The 25,855-nt window shown below is 65.8% G+C and carries 22 protein-coding genes; 14 read left to right on the top strand and 8 right to left on the bottom strand.

The window, feature by feature from the left end:
• Positions 1-15 precede the first annotated feature (15 nt).
• Together GN330_RS17240 and GN330_RS17235 are read left to right on the top strand one after the other, a co-directional pair.
• Complete coding sequence (locus GN330_RS17240; protein ID WP_156713961.1) at positions 16-378, top strand: RidA family protein; 363 nt, start codon at positions 16-18, stop codon at positions 376-378.
• A gap of 59 nt (positions 379-437) precedes the next feature.
• Positions 438-1,679: an amidohydrolase/deacetylase family metallohydrolase gene (locus tag GN330_RS17235; RefSeq protein WP_156713960.1), complete on the top strand. Its 1,242-nt coding sequence runs from the start codon at positions 438-440 to the stop codon at positions 1,677-1,679.
• A 27-nt stretch (positions 1,680-1,706) separates the two neighbouring features.
• On the opposite strand, the gene GN330_RS17230 is transcribed toward GN330_RS17235, so the two are convergent.
• Together GN330_RS17230 and GN330_RS17225 are read right to left on the bottom strand one after the other, a co-directional pair.
• Entirely contained in the window at positions 1,707-3,485 is a 1,779-nt protein-coding gene (locus GN330_RS17230) for an NAD(P)/FAD-dependent oxidoreductase (protein ID WP_156714276.1), read from the bottom strand.
• A 95-nt stretch (positions 3,486-3,580) separates the two neighbouring features.
• Entirely contained in the window at positions 3,581-4,486 is a 906-nt protein-coding gene (locus tag GN330_RS17225) for a MurR/RpiR family transcriptional regulator (protein ID WP_246188747.1), read from the bottom strand.
• Positions 4,487-4,870: 384 nt separating this feature from the next.
• On the opposite strand from GN330_RS17225, the gene GN330_RS17220 reads away from it, so the two are divergent.
• From GN330_RS17220 to GN330_RS17200, 5 genes are all read left to right on the top strand, one after another.
• Positions 4,871-5,689: an ABC transporter ATP-binding protein gene (locus tag GN330_RS17220; RefSeq protein WP_156713958.1), complete on the top strand. Its 819-nt coding sequence runs from the start codon at positions 4,871-4,873 to the stop codon at positions 5,687-5,689.
• A 12-nt stretch (positions 5,690-5,701) separates the two neighbouring features.
• Positions 5,702-6,550: an ABC transporter permease gene (locus GN330_RS17215; RefSeq protein ID WP_343040816.1), complete on the top strand. Its 849-nt coding sequence runs from the start codon at positions 5,702-5,704 to the stop codon at positions 6,548-6,550.
• Between the two features lie 87 nt (positions 6,551-6,637).
• On the top strand, positions 6,638-7,813 hold the full coding sequence (locus tag GN330_RS17210; protein ID WP_156713957.1) for an ABC transporter substrate-binding protein: 1,176 nt from the start codon (positions 6,638-6,640) through the stop codon (positions 7,811-7,813).
• A gap of 86 nt (positions 7,814-7,899) precedes the next feature.
• Positions 7,900-8,985: a Gfo/Idh/MocA family protein gene (locus tag GN330_RS17205; RefSeq protein WP_343040815.1), complete on the top strand. Its 1,086-nt coding sequence runs from the start codon at positions 7,900-7,902 to the stop codon at positions 8,983-8,985.
• Positions 8,986-9,119: 134 nt separating this feature from the next.
• Positions 9,120-10,562 (top strand): amidase, encoded by a 1,443-nt coding sequence (locus GN330_RS17200; protein ID WP_156713956.1) that lies wholly within the window; start codon positions 9,120-9,122, stop codon positions 10,560-10,562.
• A gap of 18 nt (positions 10,563-10,580) precedes the next feature.
• On the opposite strand, the gene GN330_RS17195 is transcribed toward GN330_RS17200, so the two are convergent.
• Complete coding sequence (locus GN330_RS17195) at positions 10,581-11,567, bottom strand: hypothetical protein (protein WP_156713955.1); 987 nt, start codon at positions 11,565-11,567, stop codon at positions 10,581-10,583.
• A gap of 101 nt (positions 11,568-11,668) precedes the next feature.
• On the opposite strand from GN330_RS17195, the gene GN330_RS17190 reads away from it, so the two are divergent.
• Both GN330_RS17190 and GN330_RS17185 read left to right on the top strand, forming a co-directional pair.
• Complete coding sequence (locus tag GN330_RS17190) at positions 11,669-12,256, top strand: nitroreductase family protein (protein ID WP_156713954.1); 588 nt, start codon at positions 11,669-11,671, stop codon at positions 12,254-12,256.
• Positions 12,256-12,864, top strand: coding sequence for a flavin reductase family protein (locus GN330_RS17185; protein ID WP_156713953.1), 609 nt, complete (start codon positions 12,256-12,258; stop codon positions 12,862-12,864). The genes GN330_RS17190 and GN330_RS17185 overlap by 1 nt, the downstream gene beginning before the upstream one ends.
• 28 nt (positions 12,865-12,892) lie before the next feature.
• Here the strand turns inward: GN330_RS17185 and GN330_RS17180 are convergent, their stop codons facing one another.
• On the bottom strand, positions 12,893-13,765 hold the full coding sequence (locus tag GN330_RS17180) for an HpcH/HpaI aldolase/citrate lyase family protein (RefSeq protein WP_156713952.1): 873 nt from the start codon (positions 13,763-13,765) through the stop codon (positions 12,893-12,895).
• A 1-nt stretch (position 13,766) separates the two neighbouring features.
• Entirely contained in the window at positions 13,767-14,222 is a 456-nt protein-coding gene (locus GN330_RS17175; RefSeq protein ID WP_156713951.1) for a MaoC family dehydratase, read from the bottom strand.
• Positions 14,223-14,367: 145 nt separating this feature from the next.
• On the opposite strand from GN330_RS17175, the gene GN330_RS17170 reads away from it, so the two are divergent.
• Positions 14,368-15,510 carry a DUF2336 domain-containing protein gene (locus GN330_RS17170; RefSeq protein ID WP_156713950.1) on the top strand — a complete coding sequence of 381 codons (1,143 nt, stop codon included), beginning with the start codon at positions 14,368-14,370 and terminating at the stop codon, positions 15,508-15,510.
• Positions 15,511-15,518: 8 nt separating this feature from the next.
• On the opposite strand, the gene GN330_RS17165 is transcribed toward GN330_RS17170, so the two are convergent.
• Both GN330_RS17165 and GN330_RS17160 read right to left on the bottom strand, forming a co-directional pair.
• A complete protein-coding gene (locus tag GN330_RS17165) occupies positions 15,519-18,800 on the bottom strand; it encodes a CHAT domain-containing protein (RefSeq protein ID WP_156713949.1) in 3,282 nt (1,093 codons plus the stop codon).
• Between the two features lie 142 nt (positions 18,801-18,942).
• Entirely contained in the window at positions 18,943-19,812 is an 870-nt protein-coding gene (locus tag GN330_RS17160; RefSeq protein WP_197435214.1) for a DMT family transporter, read from the bottom strand.
• 100 nt (positions 19,813-19,912) lie between these two features.
• Between GN330_RS17160 and GN330_RS17155 the strand changes: the two genes are divergently transcribed.
• Positions 19,913-20,791, top strand: coding sequence for a LysR family transcriptional regulator (locus GN330_RS17155; RefSeq protein WP_197435213.1), 879 nt, complete (start codon positions 19,913-19,915; stop codon positions 20,789-20,791).
• Positions 20,792-20,932: 141 nt separating this feature from the next.
• On the opposite strand, the gene parE is transcribed toward GN330_RS17155, so the two are convergent.
• Complete coding sequence (gene parE / locus GN330_RS17150; protein ID WP_156713946.1) at positions 20,933-22,978, bottom strand: DNA topoisomerase IV subunit B; 2,046 nt, start codon at positions 22,976-22,978, stop codon at positions 20,933-20,935.
• A 244-nt stretch (positions 22,979-23,222) separates the two neighbouring features.
• On the opposite strand from parE, the gene cpaB reads away from it, so the two are divergent.
• From cpaB to GN330_RS17135, 3 genes are read left to right on the top strand one after another with little or no spacing between them, the layout of a single operon-like run.
• Positions 23,223-24,125, top strand: coding sequence for a Flp pilus assembly protein CpaB (gene cpaB, locus GN330_RS17145; RefSeq protein ID WP_343040812.1), 903 nt, complete (start codon positions 23,223-23,225; stop codon positions 24,123-24,125).
• Positions 24,126-24,162: 37 nt separating this feature from the next.
• Positions 24,163-25,587: a type II and III secretion system protein family protein gene (locus tag GN330_RS17140; protein WP_156713945.1), complete on the top strand. Its 1,425-nt coding sequence runs from the start codon at positions 24,163-24,165 to the stop codon at positions 25,585-25,587.
• On the top strand, positions 25,584-25,853 hold the full coding sequence (locus GN330_RS17135) for a hypothetical protein (protein WP_156713944.1): 270 nt from the start codon (positions 25,584-25,586) through the stop codon (positions 25,851-25,853). Before GN330_RS17140 ends, GN330_RS17135 begins: the two co-directional genes overlap by 4 nt.
• Positions 25,854-25,855 lie beyond the last annotated feature (2 nt).

The raw sequence follows: 25,855 nt of genomic DNA, 5'->3' as shown, positions 1-25,855 counted from the left end.
GACTGGAGGGGTTTCATGTCCAAGCAATGCTTCGGAACTTCCCATGTTCCGCTTTCGCCCGCCGTGCGCGCGGGCGATTTTGTTTACATCTCCGGCCAGGTGCCGGTGAGCGACGGCACGATCGTCCAGGGTGGGATCGTCGAGCAGACCGAACAGGTCCTGGTGAATGTCAGGGAGGCGCTGAAGCTCGCCGGCTGCGCCATGGACGATGTGGTCAAGACGACGGTGTGGCTCGAGGATGCGCGCGATTTCGGGGTGTTTAACAAGGTCTATGCCCGGCACTTCCCGAAAAATCCGCCGGCCCGGACCACGGTCGAAAGCCGCTTGATGATCGACATCAAGATCGAGGTCGAGGCGGTTGCCTACAAACCCGTGTAAATGGCCGCGGCGAGAATGGGACACAATGAGATGGGTGCGCGAGCGGGAGCGATTGGCTGATGTCTTTTGACGTGCTTGTTCGGGGCGGTCGGCTGATCGATCCCAGCCGCGGCGTCGATGCCGTTCTGGATGTCGGCGTCGCGCAGGGGCGCGTAGCGGCGATCGGCGCCGAGTTGCCGGCGGACGGCGCGGCCCGGATCGTCGAGGCCGATGGATGCATGGTGACGCCTGGCCTGATCGACCTGCACAGCCACGTCTATTGGGGCGGCACGTCCTTGGGCGTCAACGCCGACCGGCTGGCGGCCCCGAGCGGCACCACCACCTATGTCGATGCCGGCAGCGCCGGCGCCGGCAATTTTCTCGGATTTCGCAGTCACGTGATGGACCGCGCCAAGGTGCGCATCGTGGCCTATCTCAACATCTCCTTCGCGGGCATTTTCGGCTTCTCCAACCGCCTGATGGTCGGCGAATGCGCCGACCTGCGCCTGTGCGACCCGCGCGAGGCGGTCGCCTGCGCGCTCGAGCACAAGGATGTCATCGTCGGCATGAAGGTGCGCACCGGCCGCATCGCCGGCGGCACCAGCGGCATCGCGCCCCTGGAACTGGCCATGGAGACCGCCGACCGGGTCGGACTGCCGGTGATGGCGCATATCGACGAGCCGCCGCCCGGACGCCTCGAAGTGCTCGAGCGTTTGCGGCGCGGCGACGTGCTCACCCATTGCTTTCGCCCGTTCCCGAACGCGCCGGTCAACGGCGCCGGCGAGATCAAGGCCGATATGCGGCTGGCGCGCGAGCGCGGCGTCATCTTCGATATCGGCCACGGCATGGGCTCGTTCGATTTCGAGGTCGCGCGCACGATGCTTGCTGGAGGCATGCTTCCCGACGTGATCAGCAGCGATTTGCATCTTTTATGCGTGGACGGCCCCGCCTTCGATCTTCTGGTGTGCATGTCCAAGCTGATGGCGCTTGGCATGCCCCTGACCGAAACCATCCGCGCGACGACACAGGCTCCCGCCGACGCGATCGGTCGCGAGGATCTCGGGCGGGTGTTCGTCGGCGGGCCGGCCGACCTCAGCGTGCTGACGCTCGAGCCGGGCGAGGTCACCTTCACCGATTCCGTCGGCAGCACCCTGACCGCCAAGGAGCGGCTGGTGTCGCGGGGGGTCGTCGCGGGCGGCACCTGGTTGCCGAACGACGAAATCCGCTCCCCGGCCGATCTCGCCAGGAACGGGGCGGGGCCGCGCCAGACGCATACCGATCTCGTGGTCGCGCATTTCGGTCGCCCCTATTGCCGCCACTGAGCGGCGGCGCGCTGCTTTGTGCCGAACCTATGCCTGGTCCCGGTAGACGGGCGTATCGATGCCTTCCATCCGCGCCTTGATCTGCAGCGCGACGATCTTGGAATAAAACCGCGACAGCGCGAGATTGCCGCCATGGAACCAAAGCGCCTCCTGCGCCGTGGGTTTCCACATATTGCGCAGCTCGCCCTGCCACGGGCCGGGATCGTCCTTCACGCCCGAACCGAGGCCCCAGCACGGCCCGACGCTGTCGGCGACCTCGCGCGAGACGATCTGCGCCACGGTTTCGTGCATCGAATGGTAGCCGGTGCACATGACGATCGCGTCGGCCGGTAGCTCTTCGCCATCCTCGAACAAAATGCCGTTTTCGCTCAGCGTCTTGATCTGCTTGCCGCTGCGTATGCCGATTTCGCCGTCGATGATCAGGTCGCTTGCGCCGACATCGATGTAATAACCCGAACCGGTGCGGTAGGCCTTCATCATCAGGCCGGTCTCGTCCTCGCCGAAATCGACCGCAAAGCCGGTCGCCGACAGCTTTTCGTAAAACGCCGCATCGCGCCGTCTAATTTCGTCCCAGAGCGCCTTCTGGCTTTCCGGCAGCAGGGCGAACGGGGTGGAGGCCACGAGCATGTCGGCCGCCTCCGTCGTCATGCCGCGATCGAGCGCTTCTTCCGAATAGATCTCGAACGCCATCTCCATCATCGTGTCGGACTTGACCACGGTGGTCGGCGAGCGCTGGATCATCGTAACGTCGGCGCCGCTCTCCCAAAGGTCGACGCAGACGTCGTGACCGGAACTCGCCGCGCCGATCACCGCGCATTTGCGGCCTTTGAACGGGGTGCCGCCGGCATACTCGCTGGAATGCAGGACCTGACCCTTGAAACGGTCGGCACCGGCAAGCTCTATGCGGCGCGGCGGGCCGTAGGCGCCGGTGGCGAATGCGAGCTGGCGCGGTTTTACGACGATCCGTTGACCGGCGCGCTCGAGTTCGACCGTCCAGAGTTTTTCGGCTTCGTCATAGGAGGCGCCGATACAGATGGTGGAGGTCCAGTAGTTGAGCTCCATCACCTTGGCATACATCTCCAGCCAGTCGCCCATCTTGTCCTTGGGCGTGAAGACGGGCCAGTGCTCGGGGAAGGGGATGTAGGGCAGGTGATCGTACCAGACCGGGTCGTGCAGCACGAGCGTCCGGTAGCGGTTGCGCCACGAATCGCCGGCACGCGCGTTCTTCTCCACGATGAGCGTCGGCACGCCGAGTTGCTTCAGCCGCGCGCCGAGCGCGATGCCGCCCTGTCCGCCGCCGATGATCAGGCAGTAGGGATCTTCGGTGTGACCGAGCGCCGCCTGCTCGCGCGCGCGCGCTTCGGACCACGTCTCGCGGCTCGGATCGGCCTTGTGGCGCACGCCGAGCGCGCGCGTGCGCCCCTTCTTCTCCTCGTGGCCCTTGAGGTCCGTCATCATCGTGAACAGCGTGTGGCAGCGCCCTTCGCGCAGCCGCACGATGCCCTTGCCGTGGGCGACCTGTGTCTCGAAGGTGAAGTGGGCCTCCACCACGCCATCCGCGTTCGTTGCCTCTCCCTTCAGGCGCCATGTGCCCGGCTGCGTTTGCTTAAGCGCGGCGTCGAGCATCTCGCGCACGGCCGTGCGCCCTTCCATCGTCTTGATGTTCCAGGTGAAGCTCAAAAGATCGCGCCAGTAGCATTGCTCCAGGAACAAGGCAGCGGCCGTGTCAGGCTCGCCAGCGTCCAGGGCGACCGACAATGAACGCAGCCAGTTGGCCGCCTGCTGGGCTGGTGCGGCATCGAGCATCATTCCTCCTCCTCGTATTCGCGTGGCGCGCTGGGTTTTGGGGTCAATGGTTGAAATGATGGTCGGCCGTCGGCGGGCGAGGGGCGCAAACGGCCCTAATCGCCGAGCGGTTCCATCACATCCTTGCCTCCGCGGTGGGTCAGGACATTGTATTTGATGCGGCGCAGGTTTTCCTGGGCGCTCTCGCCAAGCTTGTAGCCGGCCGCGACCGCCATCAGGTCGATCGCCGCCAGAAAGGCGAAGCGCGAGGCCGTCGGTTTGAGCGTATCGGGATATTCTGGCACCGCGACGGTGAGGCCGATATCGCAGGCGTTCGCAAGGTTGCTGCCGGGCGCGGAGATGCAGACGGTCTTGGCCCGGTAGTGCTTGGCGAGTTCTATCGCCTCGATCACTTCGCGCGTCCGTCCCGTCGCCGAGATGGCGATCGCTAGATCGTCGGGCTTTAGCGTCGAGGCCGTCATGCGCATCAGGTAAGGGTCGCTGTGCGCGCTCACCGCGACGCCGTAGCGAAACAGTCGGTATTGGGTCTCCTGCGCCAGCGCTGATGAACTGCCGCCCAGGCCGAACACGGTCACCTGGCGCGCCTTGGCTATGAACTCGGCCGCCTGCTGCAGGCTGGCCGGGTCGAGTTGCCGTTCCGCCTCCTGCAGGGCCTGTCTGGCCTGGCCGAACACGGCGCTCCAGAACGGCATGCCGTTGCCTGTCGACGACGCGGGCGGCTTCGACAGGTAAAGCGCGCCGACGACCAGGCTCTGGGCGAGCTTCAGCTTGAAGTCGCGCACGCCGTCGCAGCCGATCGCGCGGCAGAACCGCGTCACCGTCGGCTCGCTCACCTCGGCCCGCCGTGCAAGATCGGCGTTGGAGGCGTCCACCGCGAATTTCACGTCGTCGAGAACGGCATCGGCCACGCGCCGCTCCGCCGGGCGCAGGTCGCCGTAGGAGTCTTTAATCTGCGAAATGATGTCGGGGATCGGCTTTGCCTGATCTCCGCGATCGGCCATCGTGGCGCCGCTCTGCCAGGCTCGTCGTGCGGTCTCGACCATGAGCGCTATCCCTTCTGCCTGATGCCGGCGGACCATGAGCGGCCAATCCTGCGACATAGCATGTCCATGGCGGACAATCCCTTCGCGCCCGTCAAGCCGTTCTCGCCCGACGAACAACGCAAAGCCTGCGCAATGCACAGTGTTTTTCGGCGATCATGTAGGAAACTAACACACTTTCAAATCGCAAAAAACCCCTGAAAACGTGGCTTTGGAAAGGGTAGTGGTCATCAAAACACTAACTGGCCCGACCAGCATCTTGACAGAAAAGTAGGATAGTTACAGACTGATTTTAATGGATGAACGGTGGATCCTCGAGGTCGCCGAAAACGATCCGAGGGGCGAATGACGGCAGGCGATGCACAAACCCCGAAGCTTCGTGTCGATGCGGCGTCGAAGGTTTACGCCACCGCTTCGGGCGACCTTCTCGCGCTCGACCGGTGCAGCCTGGACGTGCGCGCCAACGAAATCGTGTCCATCGTCGGCCCTTCCGGTTGCGGCAAGACCACCTTGTTGTGGTCGATGTCGGGTCTTCACGGACTGTCGGGCGGCGAGATCCTGCTCGACGGCACACCGATCCGAGGACCGCACCCTGATATCGGCCTTGTTTTCCAGGAGGCCAATCTTCTGCCGTGGCGCGACCTAGACGCCAATATCCGCTTTCCGTTCGAGATCAAGCGTATCAAACCCGACAATCCCTGGATTGACCACCTTCTCCAGCGGGTCGGTTTGGAAGGGTTCGGAGGCAAGTTTCCGCGCGAGCTCTCCGGCGGCATGCAGCAGCGCGCGGCGATGGTGCGCGCGCTGTCGCTGCGGCCGTCGGTTCTTTTGATGGACGAGCCGTTCGGCGCGCTCGACAGCTTCACCCGCGAGGAGATGAACCGGCTGGTCGAGGAAATCTGGCTCGAGACGCAAACGACCATCGTCTTCATCACCCACAGCATCGAGGAAGCGATCTTCCTGTCGGACCGGGTGGTCGTGCTCAGCGGGCGCCCGGGGCGTGTCGCGCGCGAGTTTTCGGTGCCCTTCGAGCGTCCGCGCTCGATGGAAGTGATGGCGACGAAGGAGGTTTTCGACCTGACCAACGCGATCAAGATGGAAATCGTCGGCGGGCGCAAGGGCGCCGAGCCGCAGGCCAAACGTCAGCGCGAACGCACTAATTGAGGGGCGGTATCGGTGGATCGATCAGACGCTATACCTGAATTCCGCAAGGGCGCTTCCGGCGAGGGCGGTGAGGTCAGCCTCACGAACCTGTCGGCTTTGTCGGGCGGCATCGGCATCAAGTCGACCGCCGAAGTCGTCGCCATCATCGCGGTCGCGGTCTTCGTCGTCGGCGGCGTGGAACTGGCGCTGCGCGTCTTCGAGGTGCCGCCTTATATCATGCCCACGCCGAGTGCGATCGCGGTGGCGCTGGTCGGCGATTTCCCGCTGATTTTCCCGCATTTGATGCACACGTTGGTCGAGCTTTTCGGGGGGTTCGCCATCGGCGCCACCATCGGCCTCATTCTGGCGGCCGTGATCACGCAGTTCCCCTTCGCCGAAAAGATCGTGGCGCCCTACATCCTGCTTTTGGTCACGACCCCGATGCTCGCGCTGGTGCCGCTTCTCATCCTGCGTTTCGGCTTCGGCTACGAGCCGCGCATCATCGCCGTGGCGCTCGCCTCCGGGCCGATGGTGATGATCAACGCGGCCACCGGGTTCCGGCGGGTCGACAACGCCAAGATCGCCCTGGCGCGCTCCTATGGCGCCAGCACGTTGCAGATCTTCTGGAAGATCCGCGCGCCGATGGCTCTGCCGATGATCCTCGTCGGGCTGATGATCGGCGCGATATTCGGCCTGCTCACCGCTGTGGGCGCGGAAATGGTCGGCGGCGGCTTCGGACTGGGCAATCGCCTGACGACCTATTCCTCGATGATCCAGATGCCGCAATTCTTCGCGGTGGTTCTCATCCTCTCGACTCTCGGCATCCTTATCTACGTGCTCTTTTTCCTGATCGGGAAGAAGTGGGCGAGTTGGGAAACTTAAGGGGCGGACCACGGCAGGAAGGCTCCCGAAAGCCTGACGGGCGCCGATGACAGACCAGACAGGTTTAACCGCAGAGGGAAGAGCGCAATGACCGGAAAAAAACCGTCCATCCTAAACATGCAGGCGCGCATGAGCCGCCGACATTTTCTGCAAGTCACGGGCGGAGGCGTGGTTACGGCCACCGCCCTTGGCGCCGGCGGATATCTGACGCCGGCACGCGCGGAGCCCTATGACACCTTCACGTGGATTTCGCCGCGCGGAACACTCGAGGTGCTCGACGACTATCCTTTCTGGATCGCCAAGAAGATGGGTTATTTCGACGGTCTCGACACCGAGATGCAGCCCGGCCCGTCCGACGGCACGGCCACCGTGAAATTCGTTGATGTCGGCCAGGCCGACATGGGCTTTCCGTCTCCGGGCGTGTTTTCCTTCGCGCTGCAGAACGGCATGAAGCTCAAATCGGTCTTCCATATGGGCGCGCGCGACACGTTCTCCATCGCCTTCCGCAAGGGCGAGGGCGTGTCCGACCTCAAGCAGCTCGAAGGCAAGACCATGCTGCTCGGCTCCGCCGCCTGGCAGGCGATCGTCGATCCGATGCTGGCCGCGCAGGGCGTCGATGTTAGCAAAGTCAAATATGTCGAGGCCGGTTGGCCGACCTGGGGCACCGCGCTCGCAGGCGGCCAGGGCGACGCGGCGCTTGCCTGGGAGGGGCTGCGCGCGGAATGGATCGCCACGGGTCTCGAATTCGACTACTGGCTCGGTGTTCAAAATTCCAACCTGCCGGCCAACACCTTCATCGTCCGCAGCGCCGACCTGGAGGATTCCGATCGCGTGGCGTTCCTGCAAAAATATCTGCGTGCCTGGGCGATGGGCCTCGAATTCGGCTACCAGAATCCCCGCGCGGCGGTAGAGGCCGTTTTCGAACAATTCCCGACCTTCGCCAAAAACACCGGTCCGGAACTCGGCACGACCTCGATTCTGCAGCAGATAAATGTCTTCCGCGGCGACATGGACCAGCGTGAGGGCTGGGGCTGGCACGATATGGCGAGCTGGCAGAGCTTCTTCGATCAGATCCACCAGATCGGCCAGATTTCCGACCCGGTGAAGGCCGAGGACGTCTGCACCAACGAGTTGATCGGCCCGGCCAACGATTTCGACCATGCCAAGGTCAAGGCCGACGCCGACGCCTACGAATTGTCGGAAGACTTCGCAAAGCTCGACGTCGACAACATCAAGTCGCACATGTTCGACGACGCGATCTAGCGTTCGCGACCGAGTTTACGGACATAGGCGGGCGGCCGGAGGGGCCGTCCGTCTGACAGCTCACGAAACGTTTTTGGGAGGGCGCGGTGCCTGACAAAGTTAAGGTCCTTGTGGTCGGTCTCGGCAATATGGGGGCGTCGCATGCCAGCGCCTACCATCGGCTGGACGGCTACGAAATCGTCGGTCTGATGAGCCGGTCGATAAAGGGCAAGGCGATACCGGACGAGCTTGCCGGCTATCCGCTGTTTGAGGATTTCGACCAGGCACTCCGCGACACCAGGCCGGATGTCGTCTCCATCAATTCCTGGCCGAACACCCATGCCGAATACGCGCTGAAGGCGATGGATGCCGGTTGCCACGTCTTCATGGAAAAGCCGATCGCCACCAACATCGCCGACGCCGAAAAGGTCGTCGCCAAGGCGCGCGAAAAAAACCGCAAGCTGGTGCTGGGATACATCCTGCGCGTGCACCCATCCTGGATCACCTTCATCGAGAAGGGCCAGACGCTCGGCAAGCCGCTGGTCATGCGTCTCAATCTCAACCAGCAAAGCAGCGGCCCGGCCTGGTCCTGGCACAAGAACCTGATCGATTCCCTGATCCCGATCGTCGATTGTGGCGTCCACTATGTCGACGTGATGTGCCAGTTGACCGGCGCCAAGCCGGTGCGCGTCCACGGTATCGGCGCCAAATTATGGGCGGACGCTGCCAAACAGAATTACGGCCATCTCCACGTCACCTTCGACGACGGCTCTGTCGGCTGGTACGAGGCCGGATGGGGCCCGATGATGAGCGAGATCGCCTATTTCGTGAAGGACGTCGTCGGTCCCAAGGGCGCGGTCTCCATCGTTGCCGGCCAGGCTGAAAACGGCAAGGAAACGGACGAATTGTCGGATTCGGCCGATATCGACCAGCACACCAAGACCGATGCGATCAAGATCCATTACGCCGAGGTTGATGGCGACAAGAACTTCGTCAAGAAGGACGAGATCCTCAGCATGGAGGACGAGCCCGGCCATCAGGAGCTTTGCGACCGCGAACAGGCCTTCCTGCTGCGTGCGATCCGCGAGGATCTGGATCTGTCGGAATCCATGGATGCCGCGGTCAACTCCCTGCGCATCGTGCTTGCTGCCGAGCAAAGCATTGAGGAAGGCCGCGCCATCGAACTCGCCTGACATGGCCGCCGCCGGGTTTTGCGTCCCGGCGGCCGACCAGCTTCCGACCCAGGACCGTTGCGACCGCCCGCATGAGCGATGCGGCAGCGATTACGCGCGCCCGCGGTCAATCTCGTTCGACAGGAGGATACGATATGCCGACAGTCACCGAATCCCTGCTGGAAACCTACGCCGAGTCCGACGCGCTCGGCCTGGCGGAGCTCGTGCACAAGAAGGAGGTTTCGCCGGCCGAACTCGTCGAGGCGGCGATCACCCAGATCGAGCGGCTCAATCCGCGCCTCAACGCGGTCGTCCACCGGCTCTACGATATGGGCCGCGCGCGCGCCGAGACCATCGACGCCGCCGCGCCCTTCGCCGGCGTGCCCTATCTCTTGAAGGAACTGGCCTCGTCCTGGGAGGGCGCGCCGATCACCAATTCCTCCGCCTATTTCAAGGATGTCGTCGCACCCGCCGATAGCGAGGTCGTCGGGCGGATCAAGCGCGCCGGCCTGGTGCTGGTCGGCAAGTCGAATGCGCCGGAAAACGGCTGGTCGATTGCCACCGAACCGAAGCTTTATGGCCCGACCCTCAATCCCTGGAACGAGGAGGTCACGCCCGGCGGCTCGAGCGGCGGAACCGCGGCCGCGGTCGCCTCGCGCATGGTGCCGATCGCCGAGGCGAGCGACGGGGCCGGCTCGATCCGCATCCCGGCCTCGTGCTGCGGCATTGTCGGGCTGAAACCGTCGCGCGGCCGCGTGACACTCGCCCCGCTCGGTGACTACTGGTACGGTGGCGCCTATTTCCTGTGTTGCACGCGCTCCGTGCGCGACACAGCCGCCTATCTCGATGCCGTCGCCGGCGCGCTGCCCGGCGACCCCTATACGCCGCCGGTGCCGGCCGGGAGCTGGCTGGACCTGTCGCGCCGTGCGCCGAAAAAACTGCGGATCGCCTATTCGGTGACGCCGCCCAACGGCACCGCCGTCGACCCGCAGGTCAGGGACGCCGTGCTGAACACCGTTGCGACGCTGGAAGGGCTCGGCCATCAGGTCGAGGAGCGCGATCTCGACCTCGACGGCGACGCGGCCTGGAAGACCTATACCGACATGACCTGCGTGCAGACCGCGGCCATGTTCGACTGGCTGGAGCCCGCGGTCGGCCGCCCAGTTACGCCGGCCGACGTCGAGCCGGTCACCTGGGCGATCATCGAGCGCGGCCGCGCCACCAGCGGCACCAAGCATATCACCGATGTCGAGGGTGTACGCCAGATCGGGCGCGCGGTCGTCGGCCAGTTGCAGCCGTTCGACCTGTTCATCACGCCGACCCTGACGCAATTGCCGCGTCCGGTCGGCTATTACGACATGTCCGAACCCGACATCGACCGCTACAACGCCAAATGGGCCGATTCTGTTTTTGCCTTCCCCTTCAACATCTCCGGCCAGCCGGCGATCTCGCTGCCGTTGGCATGGTCGCGCGACAATATTCCGATCGGCGTCCAGCTTGTCGGCCGCTATGGCGATGAGGCCACCGTTCTGGCCGTCTCCGCGCAGCTGGAAAAGGCAATGGCCTGGCGCGACCGGCGCCCGCCGCTCAGCGCCTGACGGCTGCCCCTGGAGCCGTTACTCGACGATTTCGGCCCTGGACGCGGCTTCGCGCGCGGGAACCAGGTCCTCGGTCGCGATCACCTCGACGTCCTGGTTGCGGCCGGCCACCACCGTGAAGTCGCGCTGATAGATGCGTTCGCGGTTCTTGGCGATCACCGTATAGTCGCCCTCGGCCAGCACCATCGAGGCGAAGGCGCCGACATTTTCGCGCACCGGATCGCCGGACCCCGTCAGCACCGACCACGAGGTGTCGGCGATCGCCTCGCCGCCGGCGTCGCGCACCAGTTTCATCGTCAGTTGCGCGGCGCGGTGCTCGACCATCGCTTCGGTGAGTTTGCCGGCCTCGACCCGGATATCGGAGCGGATAACGGCGTTGACCGCACCATATGTCGACACAACGTGATAGGTGCCGGCGTTGAGCCGCACCACCGTATTGGGGCTGACATTGGGAATGATCAGGGCGCGGTCGCCATCGGGGTCCTCCGCCGCTTCATAGATCGAAAAGCGCAGCTTCGCCGGCGGGATGCGCACGCCGCCCGACAGGATCGCGTCGAGCTTCAGACCGCCGGCATCCAAAACGAAGGTCTCGCGGCTGGACGCGCTGCCGACCGTGATGCGCTTGGTCGCGCCGGCGCGCCCGAATGCGGCGTGCACCAGATAACTGCCCGGTTCGAGCGAAAACGCGCTGGTGCCGCCCTGGCCCTGCGCGACCAGCGGCAGTTTGCCGTCGGCGGCCGGTTCCGGCTTGAACACCCGCCACACCAGGCCGCGCGACAATTCCGGCGCGTCCTCGGTCAGCTTGGCTTCCAAAGTGACTTCGCCGCTTGCCCCCGTCGCCAGCGGTGTGTCGCCCTGTGTCGGCGCATAGCCGCTCAGCCCCGGCAGAGACAGCTTCAGTTCGGGGTCGGGCGCGTCCTGTGCGACGGCGAACGTCGTCGCGGTCGCCATCAGCCCGGCCAAAAGGCACAGACGGGTGAACAGTGCGGAAATCCCCTCGCTCATGGCTTGCCATCAAACCCAGGCGGATGGCAATTTCAAGGCCGGTTTTTCTCAGTCGGGCGCGATCGCGCACTGCATCGATTTTCAATAACAGGAACAATGTCTTGGCCTCATCAATTATCGACTTTCTGCTGACCCGCAAATCGCCGCCGATTTCCGAGCTTGCCGAACCGGGGCCGAACGAATCGCAGATCGAGGAGATGATCCGCGCAGCCAGCCGCGTTCCCGACCACGGCCGGCTGGAGCCGTGGCGCTTCATCCTTTATCGCGGCGAGGCGCGCATGCGGGTCGGCGAGGGGCTGGCCGCGCTCGCCGAGGAGCGCGAGGGGCCGCTGAGCGAGGCGCGCCGCGAGCAGGAAAAAACGCGGTTTTCGCGCGCGCCGCTTGTCGTGGGCGTGGTGTCTGTGCCCAGGCCCAATCCGAAAATCCCGCAATGGGAGATGTTTCTGTCCGGGGGCATGGCGGCGATGAACCTGATCCATGCGGCCAGCGCGCTCGGCTACGGCGCCAACATGATCACCAACTGGTATTCCGACACGCCGCGGGGGCGGGCGCTGCTCGGGCTCGCCCCCGACGAGCGGGTCGTCGGTTTCGTCCATATCGGCAGCCACCCCGGCGGCACGCCCGACAGGCCGCGCCCGGAGGCGTCGACGATTGTGTCCGATTATCTCGGCCCATGGGAGAACGGATGATGTTTTACGAACCCGCCAACGGTCATGGCCTGCCGCACGATCCCTTCAAGGCGATCGTCGCGCCGCGCCCGATCGGCTGGATATCGAGCCTGGGTGCCGATGGCGCGCTCAATCTGGCGCCCTATTCCTTCTTCAATGCGTTCTCCACTCATCCGCACCTGGTCTGGTTTTCCTCCGAAGGCCGCAAGGACAGCGCCACCTTCGCCGGCGAGACCGGCGAGTTCGTCGCCAATCTGGTCACGCGCGACCTGGCCGAAAAGATGAACGCCAGCGCTATCGATGCTCCGCGTGGCACCAGCGAGTTCGGTTATGCAGGGTTGACCGCGGCGCCGAGCCGGCTGATCTCGGTCCCGCGGGTCGCCGAGGCGCATGCCGCGCTCGAATGCAAGGTGACCGATATTCTCGAACCCAAGGGTTTGTCGGGCGAGGCGGCCGGGGTGCATGTGGTGGTCGGCGAGGTCGTCGGGGTCCATCTCGACGAGACGTTCCTGACCGACGGCCTGTTCGACATCGCACGAGCCAAAACCGTCTCCCGGCTGGGGTACATGGACTATGCCGCCGTCACCGAGACCTTCGCCATGCGCCGCCCGCGTTGGCGCGACGGGTAAGCGACGTCCGACGCAGGCGGCCCGGGCCTCAGCCGGCGGCGCGCGCGCGGGCGAGCAGTCTTTCGGCGCGGCGCAGATGCGGCCGGTCGAACATCTTGCCGTCGATGCCGACCACGCCGACATTGCCGGCTCCGGCGAAGGCGGCCACGATCGCGTCTGCTTGCGCCACCGCCTCGGCGGAAGGGGTGAAGGCGGCGTTGATGACCGGCACCTGGGCCGGGTGGATTGCCAGCTTGCCGGTAAAGCCGTCGCGCTCGGCCTCCACGCATTCGGTCCGGAGCGCGTCCATGTCGCGAAAATCGACGAACACGGTGTCGATCGCCGGCGTCTCGGCTGCGGCTGCGGCGAGCAGGGTCATGGAGCGGGCGAGGCGGAAGACGTCGGTGAAGCGTCCGCCCTCGTCGCGGGCGCTGCGCGCGCCGATATCGGCCGAAAGGTCTTCCGCGCCCCAGGTCAGGCCGGACAGCCGCGGTAGGTCGGGCGTGTAGGTGCCGGCGGCGAGCAGGCCGGCGCCGGTCTCGGTGATCAGCGGCAGGATGCGGATCGCTCCGTCTTCGAGCCCGGCCTCGGCCTCGTGCACGCGCAATTTGGTCGAAAGTCGCGCGACGTCGGCTCCATTGGCCGATTTGGGCAGCATGATGCCGTTGGGCCGGCCCGCGACCACGGCTGCAAGGTCGTTATCGGTCAGGTCGGTCGAAAAGTCGTTGACGCGCACATAGATCAGCGGCGCGTCGGCCGCGCGCGCGCCGGCCAGGAATGCGGCGGAGATTTCGCGCGCCGCCTGCTTGTTGGCCGGCGCGACCGAATCCTCCAGGTCGACGATCACCACGTCGGCGCCCGAGCCTAGGCCTTTTTGCAGTTTTTTGTCCGAATCGCCGGGAACGAAAAGCAGCGAACGCATCTCAGGTCGCCTTCTTCTTCAGCATCATCGCCTGCCTTATGCAGCGCGCCACCAGCACGTCGTCCTGGTTGAAGGCACGGTGCTCGAATTCCACGATGCCGCGGTCCGGTTTCGATTTCGATTCGCGCACCGACAGGATTTCGGTCTCCACGCGCAGCGTGTCGCCGTGAAACAGCGGGTGCGGAAAGCTGGTTTCGCTCATGCCCAGATTGCCGATCGTGGTGCCGAGCGTGGTGTCGTGCACCGAAATGCCGATCATCAGGCCGAGCGTGAACAGCGAGTTGACCAGCGGTTTGCCCCATTCGCTCCTGGCGGCGAAGTCGAAATCGATATGCAGCGGCTGCGGATTGAGCGTCATCACCGAAAACAGCATGTTGTCGCTTTCGGTGACGGTCTTGCGCAGCGTGTGCTTTACCACCGCGCCGACCTCGAATTCCTCCAGATGAAGACCCGCCATCTCGTTCCTCCCGCTCCTCGGTCCGGATTTGATAGGGCGGTCGCGCGCCGCCCGCAAGCCGGCGGGCCTGGTTAAGAAAGATGGTGAACCGTTCGTAAACCAATTCGCCCTACGGTCGGCGCAACGGTGGGGCCAGACGGACGACATGATTGTTCAGCATTTCTTGAAATGGATCGAGACTGCACGGGTGGCCGACCGGGCCGCCGCGGCCAACGCGCTGGCGCGCGCCTATATCGTATCGGAACTCGATTTCGAGGACCGGTGCGCGGCCGAGGCCGCCCTGACGCTTTTGCTCGACGACCCGTCGCCAAAGGTGCGCCAGGCCATGGCCGAGGCGCTCAAACTCAGCCCGCGCGCGCCCCAGCAGATCGTCGCCGCGCTCGCCGCCGACCAGCCTGAGGTTGCGGCCCCCCTGCTGGCACTGTCGCCGGTGCTGGGCGACAACGATCTGATCGATCTCGTCGCGGCCTCCGGCGCGGCCGCGCAAGGCCTGATCGCCACCCGCGCCCGCGTGTCGATGGCGCTGTCGGCGGCCATCGCCGAGGTCGGCGAGCCGTCTGCCTGTATCGAACTGTTGCGCAACCCTGTGGCCGAGATCGCCTCGGTGAGTTTTCGCCGCATCGCCGAACGGCTGGGGGGCGAGGCCCGGGTGCGCGAGGCGCTGATCGCCCATCCCGCACTGCCGTCCGACACCCGCCACTCGCTTTTGATCTCGCTTGGCGAGGCGCTGACCAAGTCGTCCCTGGTCACCGCGCTGATGGGCAAGGCGCGCGCCGAGCGGCTGATGCGCGAAGCCTGCACGCGCGCCTCGTTGACCCTGATCGACGGCACGCGCCAGGTCGAATTCGCCGCGCTGGTGGAACATCTGCGCATGCGCGGCGACCTGACGACCGGTTTTCTCGTCCGCGTGATCGCGCACGGCAAGATCGACTTTTTCGGTGCCGCGCTGGTGGCCTTGTCGGGCCAGCCCGAAAGCCGGGTGCGTGCGCTTTTGTCGGGCGGGCGCGATGCGGCTCTGTCGGCGCTGTTCCGCGCCGCCAAACTGCCGGCCGGAACCCATGCGGCTGTGCTTTGCGCGCTTGCCGTGTGGCGCGAGGTCGCCAGGGGCAAGCGCATCGCCGGGGCGCAGGAGGTCTCCTACATGATGCTGCGCTGTCTGCAGGATGCGCGCGGCGAGGCGGTCGACCCGGTCGATTGCGGCGGGCTTGCCAAACTGGTGAAGTCAATTCACCTTGAGGCGCTGCGCGAAAACGCGCGCGGCCACGCTTTGGCGATCGCCGCGGCCTAGGGCTCGCTCTACCGTCCGCCCGAAAACACCACGAATGGCGCCCACACTGCCGGATCGGCATGGTCCGGCCTGGCGGGATCCTCGATCATCGCCAGCATGGCATGCTGCAGCGCTCGGGCCGGGCTTGCCTGCGGATTGTCCCGCCGCCATTTGATCGCCTCCACCGTGATCAGCGGCGCAGCGTCGTCGCGCACCGGCCAGTGCGAGACCAGGATGGATCGGGCTCCGGCGAACAGGAAGGCGCGTGCGAGGCCGGAATAACCCTGCGAATCGGGACTGCCGTCCGACGCGGCCGTATTGCAGGCCGATAAAAGCAGCCAGTCGGCGTCGATGGCCAGCGTCGCCGCCTCCGAAGCCGACAGGAACCCGTCATCGCCGGCCGCCGCGGCAGCGTGTTTGGAAAACGCCAGGCCCGGCTCACTGTCCCGGCCGAGTTCGCCGGCCACAAGCCCGTGCGTGGCGAAGGCGATCACGTTCTGGCCGGTCAGCTCGGCGCGCCGCACAGCCGTTTCGTTCGCGGCCTCACCGAGATAGATCGCCCGTTCGGCGGGCTCGAAAATCGCGCCGATCGCCTCGACCTCCCGGCGCGTTCCGGGCAGCGGGGCGAGGTTCGCCAACAGGGCGGGCTTGCGCGCGCTCCCGTCCGGCGAAAAGACCGGGTCGCCGAAACCGACGAAACCGGCGCCGCTGCGTTGCGGCCGCGCGAGCGAACGCAGCCGCAGCATGGCCAGCGATGGCAGCACGGAGATCGGGTTACGCCTGATCAGCCATGGCGTGCGGGCGTCGTTTTGTTCGGGCGGTGCCGTCACCAGCACCGACAGCGGCAGAGCCGCCAGCGGCCCGTTGACCACGACCAGCAATTCCTTGTCGGCAAGCACCGGTTCGAGGTCCGAAAACAGCGCCAGGTAGAGCTGGTGGGCGGCGGCCCGGTCGAACCCGGCTGTACGCGTATTGAGCGCCAGCGGCTGCGCGCTTCTGGCGCCGCCGGTCGGGTCGAGCCCGGCGCGCAGCGCACGCACCTTTTTTGACAGCGCGGCGGCGCCGAGATCGACCCGCCGCCAGTGGAGCCGCTCCTTGTCGACGACGAAGATATCGGTGGTGTCCGTCGCGCTATGGATCAGCACCGCCGCTTCGCGGGCCGACAGCAGGTCGCGCATGTCGTGCCAGCTCACCGGATCGGAGCGGTAGCGCGCCTTGAAATCGGGAAAATCGCGGCTGATTTGGGCATGGACGGCGTCGAGTTCGGCCAGATCGGCGTCTATGTCGCCGTCGCCGCCGCCTTTCAGCAGGCTGAGGCGGGCGCGCAGGATCTGCTCCGACAACTGATCGCGCCGGCGCAACAATGCGCCGAGCCGGGTGTCGCCGGCCGAAAGCCGCTGGGCGACCTGGGTGGCGGTCTTCTCGGCCGCGCCTTCCACCAGCTGCTGGGCGAATTCGAACGCCGTTGCCGCGCCCTGCATGGCAGCGGCCAGCGCGGCGGCGTCGGCGTCGTCCGGTACCTGTTCGCGCGCCTCGGCGTCGGCGGCGCGCGCGGCTTGCCACAGGCGGTCGCTCAGCGGGCCGTAGAGCCGGTCGCGCAACGGACTGTAGCGGAACAGGTCGCCGGACAGGGTCGGCAAGTGCTGCGAGGCCAGCAGCGTCGGAATGCGATAGGGTACGTTGTAGGGCAGGGCGAAACTCGACGCCATCTCGAACCGGCAGGCTTGCGTACCCCGCGCCAGCACGCAGGCGTCGAGATAGGCGCGCTGGGCGAAATATTCCAGGCCGGGCAGGGACGGGGGCCCCGCCGTCTGCGAGACCTCCAGCAGGCGGGCGACATCGGCCCGGTCCGAGGTCGCAGTCGCCAGAAGAAGGTCGGCAAGCGCCCGCAGCGAGGCGAGAACGGCACCCGCCTGCGGTGTGCCGATGGCCAGCTTTTGTACGCCGGCGATCTCGGTCATATGCCGGTCGTAGTGGGTCTCGAACGCTTGCCGGATTTCCGCCGCCGCATCGAAGCGGCCGGCGTCGATCAGCAGATAGATGCGTCGGAAGTCGATCCGGGCGCGCAAGAACCAGTCGCGTGGCCGCTGGTCGCGCGCCAGTTCGGCGGCCGCGTCGAGGCGCGCCAGGCTGTTGTCGTCGCGCCCGGACAGGAAATCGTGCAGCGCCCAGGCGATCAGGTGCTCGATCTGATTGTCGAGGTCGCGAAAGCCGGTCTTGGCTGCTTCGCTGGCAAAATAGGGCGCGGCGCGGCCGAGAAAGCCGAGCTGGGTGTTGGCGGCGGCCAGCCGGGCCCGGGCGATCGCCGTGTCGAGCGCTTCCGAACCCGCCTCGGCGCCGTCGCGGGCGAAGTCGACCAGCCTGGCCTGGGCGATCACCGGTGCGCCGGCGGCAAGCGCCAGCCGCGCCAGCATGCTGTTGAGATAGCGCCCCTGTGAGGACGCCACGGTGTCGGCGCAGTCTTCGACGAACAGCGGACCCGCCAGTGCGTTCTCGGCCGCGTCGAATTCCGCCGCCGCGATCAGCAGGCCGGCAAGATCGCGGCGCAAAAACTCTTCCTGCTCGCAGCTCAGCCCAACCGGCGTCGTGCCGGCCGCCGTCTTCAGCTTTCGGTCGGTCAGCGCCTGCATCAACAGATAGTTGGCGATTTCAGTGAAGGCCAGCATGCCGTCATAGAGCCCGAGATGGCGATAGGCTCTTGCCAGCGCGATGTTGGCCGAAAGTTCGCGCCGCTTGTCGATTTCCGGATTGTTTTGCAATGACGCGGAAAGCCGCTGCAGACCGGCGGCGATCCGCTCTTCCGAGCGCATGGCAAGCGCCAGCAGGAGGCGCGCGGACGCCGCCTCGACGGCCGTGCCGGTGCGCGTGGCCCCGCTTTCTTCGCGACGCGCAAAGGCGCGTTCGTATAGGGCGTCTGCCTCGTCCAGGCGCTCCAGCCGCGCGAGGTCGGATGCCCGGGCCTCGAGCGTGGCAGCATGGCGATCCTCCTCGCCCGGCACCTGGCCGATCGCCTCGGCGGCGGTCGCAAACAGCGCCTGCGAGCGTTCGAAATCTCCGGCAAGCCGCGCCACCGACGCGGCGGAGGCCGCCAGTACGTAGCGGTCGGCATGCGCGGCCGAGGCAAGCTTGGCAAGCCTGTTCTCCAGCAATTGCAACGCCGCATCCACGTCGGCCTTGCCGCCCTTTATCAGGCGCGACGCGGCCTCCACCACCTCCATGGTGGCGGGCGTGACTGCCTGCGCGGCGGCAGGCAGGGGCCACGACGCGGCGAGAAGGAATAATGCGGCTGAAACCAGGAATCGAATGCGCATTGATTGCACTTTAGCAATGAAGTTTCGGTCGTGAAGACTCGAAGAATGCGGCGATACGGTATAGTCGACCGTCGGTCCGCCGCGCGAACGATCGCCCCGGCTTTTCTGCCGGAGCAATGCGGCGCTCAAGGGGCGGTCGGACTTAGGTCCTCACGCGCGCCAAAACGATCCCGCCGGCCAGGATCAGCGCCGCCCCGAGATAGGATGCCGGTCCGGGCACCTCGCCGAAAAAGACGATCCCCAAAATGCCGGAAAACACCAGCCAGCTATAGTCGACCGGTCCAAGCAGCGCGACATCGGCCAGCCTGTAGCCGCGGATGATGCAGAACTGGGCCGTGATCGCGATCGGGCCGAGCATCAGGAACGGCCACATCCCGACGATGTCGAGCGGGCGCCAGGCAAGCCAGGCGGGACCGGCCAGGATAAGGATGCCGAACGCGTTGACGTATAAAAGCACGGTCAGGGCGGGTTCGCGCACGCTCAACGTCTTGATCATGATCGCCTCGCCGGCCACCAGTACGGCGCCGGCGACCGCGATCCCAGCCGGCAGCAAATAGGCGGGCTCGAGGTCTCGGAACGCGCCTTTGGAGGCGACGATGGCCGCCGCTCCGGCCGTGCACAGCACGATGCCGGTCCATTGCGGCCGGCGGATGCGCTCGCCGAGCAGCCACACGCCCAGGCCGATGGCAAAAATCACCTGCAGCAGGCCGATTGCCGTCGCGTCGACGATCGGCATGCCGGCCGCCGCCTGGATCGCCGCCATGCCGCCGCTGGCGCCGAACAGCGCACGCAGCAGATGCGAAAACGGCCGCCGGCTGACGAAACGCCGCGGCGGCTGCCGGGTAACGGCGAGCACGGCGACAAGTGTCGCCAGCCCGCCGATATAACGCAACCACAGGATTTGTGGCGCGCTGGCGCTGTCGCCGGCGAACTTGCCCGACGCGAACACCAGCGTGAACAGGGCGGTGCCAGCCGTCGTCCACAGGACGGCCTCGAGGTTTCTGGCGTGCAATCGGCTTCTCCGACGGGGTGAGGATGCAGTTGCGCTATTTTCTCTCAGCCTTCATGCTTCGGATAAAACGAGAAGAATTCTTTTTGGATGAGTTTTCTTGATGCAGAAAGCGCCGAAACTCTCCCTCAACGCCGTGCGTGTCTTCGAATGCGCCGCGCGTCTGGGCGGCATGCTGGCGGCGGCCGAGGAGCTGGGCGTGACGCCCGGGGCCGTCAGCCATCAGATTCGCGCATTGGAGGAACGGATCGGCGTAAACCTCTTCCGTCGGCGCAACAATTCGATCGCGCTCACCGATGCCGGCCGCCAGTTCCAACGCGACGTGACGCCGGCGCTGGCGACGATCGAGCGGGCAGCCAATACGCTGCGCCACGACCGTAACGAGGTCGTCATCCGCGCCTCGGTCTCGCTCGCCGTGCGCTGGCTGATTCCGGCGCTCGAGCGTTTCAAGACAGGTGCGGCCGAGGCGCGCATCCGGCTGGAGACGACGCATTACGCCAGGGTCGAACTCGGCGGCCAGGCGGATATCGCGATCAGCTATCTGCGCCGTGGCGAGGACGGCCCCGGCGCGCTTCTGTTCAAGGATGTCTGCCGGCCAATGCTGTCGCCGGCCTTGCTCGATCGCTGCGGCTATGCCCGGCGCGGCGATGCCGGCCATGTGCCGGCGCTGTCGGCCACCAATGGGGATTGGGATTGGCGGCTGTGGGCGACAGAGGCCGGTATCGCGTTCGACAGCCTGACATTCAGCCATGGCTTCGACACCGACGATGCCGCCATCCACGCTGCGACGGCCGGGCTCGGCATGGTGCTGGCGACGCCGTTCATGACGGTTAAGGAAATCGCCGCCGGCTCGCTCGTCCATTTGCCCGATGCGCCGGCGGTGGCGACGGGTGAATTGCGCCTTCTCAGCGTCGAGCGGCCGTCGCGGCTGGTGCGTCGGCTCGCCGACTGGCTGTGCGAGGAAGCCCGTCGCGCGGCGTGAGAAGCGCGTCGGCGCCGTCCGCACGGCTTACCCGACAGCGCGCGTTTCATGCATCAAAACAAAAGGTTCGACCGCGACGCTGAATCGACATGGCAGCGCCGCGCATGTGTTTCGGCGATCGTGTCTTGGCGCCGCTGGTCTCTAGATGTCGAGGTCGTGCGCGAACTCGGCCCGGTCCTGGATGAAGCGGAAGCGGCTTTCCGGCTTGGTGCCCATCAGCGCCTTGACCGCATCGGACGTCGCCGTGGCGTCGTCCAGCACTTCCACGCGCAGCAGCGTGCGCTTGCCCGGCTGCATGGTGGTTTCCTTGAGCTGCGCAGCCATCATCTCGCCCAGGCCCTTGAAGCGGCTGATTTCCACCTTGCCGCGGCCGGTGAATTCTGCGGCCAGCAATTCGTCCTTGTGGGTGTCGTCGCGCGCATAGGCGACTTTGCCGCCCTGGCTGATGCGGTAGAGCGGCGGCACGGCCATGTAGAGATGGCCGCCGCGGATCAGGTCGGGCATTTCCTGGTAAAAGAAGGTGATCAGCAGCGAGGCGATATGCGCGCCGTCGACATCGGCGTCGGTCATGATGATGACCCGGTCGTAACGCAGATCCTCCTCGCGATATTTTGAGCGGGTGCCGCAACCGAGCGCCTGGATCAGATCGGATATCTGCTGGTTGGCGGTCAGCTTTTCGTGGCCCGCGCTGGCGACGTTCAGGATCTTGCCGCGCAGCGGCAGCACAGCCTGCAATTTGCGGTCGCGCGCCTGCTTGGCCGAGCCGCCGGCCGAATCGCCCTCCACGATGAAGATTTCCGCGCCCGCCGCCGCGTTCTGCGTGCAGTCGGCGAGCTTGCCCGGCAGGCGCAGCTTGCGCACCGCGCTTTTCCGGCTGACCTCCTTTTCCTGGCGCCGGCGCACGCGCTCGTCGGCGCGCGCGATCACCCAGTCGAGCAGTTTTGTCGCTTCCTGCGGATTGTCGGCCAGCCAGTGATCGAAGGCGTCGCGCACCGCGGCGTCGACGGTCTTCTGCGCCTCCAGCGTGGCCAGCCGGTCCTTGGTCTGGCCGACGAATTCCGGCTCGCGGATGAAAACCGACAACATGCCGGCGGCCGACACCATCACATCCTCGGCGGTGACGATCGAGGCGCGCTTGTTGCCCACCCGGTCGGCGTGCGCGCGCAGGCCGCGCATCAGCGCGCCGCGGAAACCCGCCTCGTGTGTGCCGCCTTCGGCGGTGGGGATGGTGTTGCAGTAGGAATTGACGAAACCGTCGCCGCCATACCAGGTGACCGCCCATTCGACGGAGCCGTGCCCGCCCTGGCGCTCGCTCTTGCCGGCAAACACCTCGCGCGTGACCTGGAATTCGTCGCCGAGCGAGGCGGTGAGATAATCGCGCAGCCCGCCGGGAAAATGGAACACCGCCTTTTCGGGCGTCTCGTCCTTGCCGGTGATCAGCTCCGGCGCGCAGGACCAGCGGATTTCTACCCCGCCGAACAGATAGGCTTTCGAGCGCGCCATCCGGCACAGCCGCGCCGGTTCGAACCGCAGATCCTTGCCGAAAATCTGGGCGTCGGGATGGAAGCGCACGCGCGTGCCGCGCCGGTTGTGAACCTCGCCGAGCTTTTCCAGCGGGCCTTGTGGCAGCCCGCGCGAGAAGCGCTGCCGGTAGAGCTGGCGCCCGCGTGCCACCTCGACCTCAAGCGAATCCGACAGGGCGTTGACCACCGAGATGCCGACCCCGTGCAGGCCGCCCGACGTCTCGTAGACCTTGGAATCGAATTTGCCGCCAGCGTGCAGCGTCGTCATGATGACTTCAAGCGCCGATTTCGACTTGAATTTCGGGTGCGGGTCGACGGGAATGCCGCGGCCATTGTCGGTGATGGTCAAGAACCCGTCCGCGCCGAGATCGACCTCGATGAAGGTCGCGTGGCCGGCGACCGCTTCGTCCATGGAGTTGTCGATCACCTCGGCGAACAAATGGTGCAACGCCTTTTCGTCGGTGCCGCCAATATACATGCCCGGCCGCCGGCGCACCGGCTCCAGCCCCTCCAGCACCTCGATGTCGGCGGCGCTGTAGGCTTCGCTGCCGTCTTTCGTCGCCGGCGCCGGTTTGGCGGCGCGCGGCGGAGCGGACGGCGCACGCTCGGCGGGCGGCGGCGTGGGCGTGTCGAGCGCGGCGAAGAGGTCGTTGCTGTCGTCCATGGGCGATTTAGGTCCAGTCTGCGAATCACTGCCGAGTGTGCCACGGAACGCGGTCGCGAGGATAATGCGAGGCCCGCCGCCGTCAGCCGCTTATCCGATCATGGTGCAACGCTCAAGCTAACGATCGGCTAACCAGTTGCGCACGATGCGCGGCAATTTAACGACCGAACTGGTCCTTTTTTCAGTTTTGTCCCGCACCCTTCGCGGCTGATCGAGCGAAATGGGCGATCGCGGGGCATTTTTTGTGAGAAGCAAGATTATCACCATGATCGGCATCGCTGCCGTGTTCGGCGCGATTTCGATCTTCGTGGCCGATTACTGGCTGAAAAACGCGGCGAGCGCGCATACGGCGGAAATCGTCATCGACGTTCCCGATGCGCCCAGGGTCGCATTCGGCTCGATCGTGGTTGCCAACACGCCGCTGCGTTACGGCGCCAAGCTCGAACCCGGCATGTTCTCCGAAATCGCCTGGCCGGAAAAATCGCTGCCCGCCGGCGCGGTCGCCACCGTCGACGCCCTGTTTGCCGACGGCGCCCGTGTCGTGCTGTCGCCGATCGAGGCCAATGAACCGGTGCTGTTGTCGAAGCTCTCGGGCCCGGACGGCCGTGCGACCTTGTCCAATCTGTTGACGCCGGGCATGCGGGCGGTGACGATCAAGACCGACGAGATCGCCGGGGTCGGCGGCTTTATCACGCCGGGCGACCGCGTCGACATCATGCTGACGCGCAATGCCGGACGTATCCAGGAGGTCGAAAGCGCTGCCGAGGGGGCGGCCGGCTCGACCGTCACCAGCGAAATCGTACTGGAGAAAGTCAAGGTGCTGACTGTCGGCCAGGGTGCCGACGAGCGCCAGACCGATCCGAAAGTGGTCAATTCGGTCACTGTCGAGGTCACCGCCGAGGGAGCCCAGAAGATCGCACTCGCCCGCACGATCGGCGCGCTGTCGTTGTCGCTGCGCTCGGCGGGCGAGGCGCGCGCCGGCGAAAACGGCGTCATGACGATTTCGGCCTTCGGCGGCTCGGCCGCCGACCGTATCTCGCGGACCGTCGAGCATATCACCGTCGATGACGGGCCGACCTACAAGACCGTCATCGTCACGCGCGGGCTCGAGGCGCAGAGCTACAAGGTGATTTCGCCGCAAGATTGAAAGCGGGGCTGGAAAGGAAACCGGCGAGGGGAACGGCATGAAGAGCGCGACACAAGATAGGTTCGCACGGCGTGGGCGCGTGGCGGCGCTGCTTGCCGCGTGTGTCCTGGCTCTGGCGAGCCTGGCCTTCGCGGACCACGCACGCGCCAATGGCGGCGGCAAGGTGATCCAGATTTCCGCGGCCAGGCCGGCGACCATCAAGGTCGCGCGCGGCAAGCCGCAGACGATCCGCACCGACACCGCTTTTTACGAGATCGTCATCGGCGATCCTGAAATCGCCAATGTGAACCCGTTGACCGATCGCTCCTTCTACGTGCTCGGCAACAAGCTCGGCACGACCGGGATCGCGCTGTTCGACGATGCCAGACAGCTTGTCGGCACGGTCGATATCGAGGTCACGCTCGACACCAATCGCCTGGCCACCACCATCAGGCAGGCCGTGCCCGACGCCGACATCAGGGTCGAATCCGCCAATGGCCGGCTGGTGCTGTCGGGCTCGGCCAAGGACGCCGTCGCCGCCGACAAGGCCCAGCGCATCGCCAGCCGCTTTTCCGACGGCGAGGAGATCATCAATTCCGTCGACATCTCTTCCTCCCAGCAGGTGCAGCTCAACGTCCGCTTCGTCGAGATCAACCGGCAGGTCGGGCAAGAACTCGGCGCGGCGCTGGGTGTCAGCTATGTCGGCGCCGGCGGCGGGGTCAGCTTCAATTCCGATCCGCGCTCGTCATCCAACACGCCGGCCGGCAAGATCGTCGGAGCGCTGGTTTCCGGCGGATTGTCGATCGATCTTGCAATTCGCGCGCTGGAGGACAAGGGGGTGGCCCGGCGTCTGGCCGAGCCCAATTTGATCGCGCGTTCGGGCGAAAGGGCGAGTTTTCTGGCGGGCGGAGAATTTCCTATTCCCGTCGCCCAGGACGACGACAAGGTCGTGATCGAATACAAGAAATACGGCGTCGGGCTCGATTTCACCCCGCAAGTTCTGGCCGACGGGCTGGTGAGCCTCGAGATCGAACCGGAAGTGTCCTCGATCGACACCTCCGCTTCCTACAAGATCGGCGACATCGCGATCCCGGGTTTCATCGTGCGCCGGGCACACACCTCCGTCGACTTGAAGAGCGGCCAGAGCTTCATGATCGCCGGGCTGCTGCAGACCCAGAACGATGTCACCACGCAGAACGTGCCCGGACTGTCGCGGCTGCCCGTGCTCGGCAATCTGTTTTCCTCAAAAGCCTATCAGCGCCGCGAGACCGATCTGGTCATCATCATCACCCCTTATCTGGTCAGGCCGATCGACCCGTCGAAAAATCCGCTGACGCCAATCGACCGGACGAAACCGGCGAGTACGGTCGACTATTTCCTGGGTAGCCAGGAAGAGGCGCGCATCGCCCAGACGGCCGCTCGCATCGGCGCCGTGCGCACCGCGCTGTCCGGCCCGGGCCATTTCCTGGAGCTGTCCGAATGACGCCGAAGACGCGACACTGCGTGCCCGCCGGACTTCTGCTTGCCGCGCTCGCGCTGCTTTCCGGCTGCGCCAATGACGACTTTCTGCGCATTGACGGCGTGAGCGCCGGCGCCGGCGATACCGTTGCCGCCAACACCGTCATGCAGATGGTCGATCCATGGCCGCGCGGCGTGGAAGAAACCGACCTCGCCGTGCCGGCCGAACGCTGGTACGCGCGCGGCGTCGCAGGCGGCGGTGTGGCCGCCCCCGCAACCACAAACCCGTAGGA

This window comes from Nitratireductor arenosus, assembly GCF_009742725.1.
Taxonomy (GTDB): Bacteria; Pseudomonadota; Alphaproteobacteria; order Rhizobiales; family Rhizobiaceae; genus Mangrovimarina; species Mangrovimarina arenosa.
The sequence above is the reverse complement of the archived record's forward strand: the minus strand, read 5'-3'. Positions and strand labels throughout refer to the sequence as shown.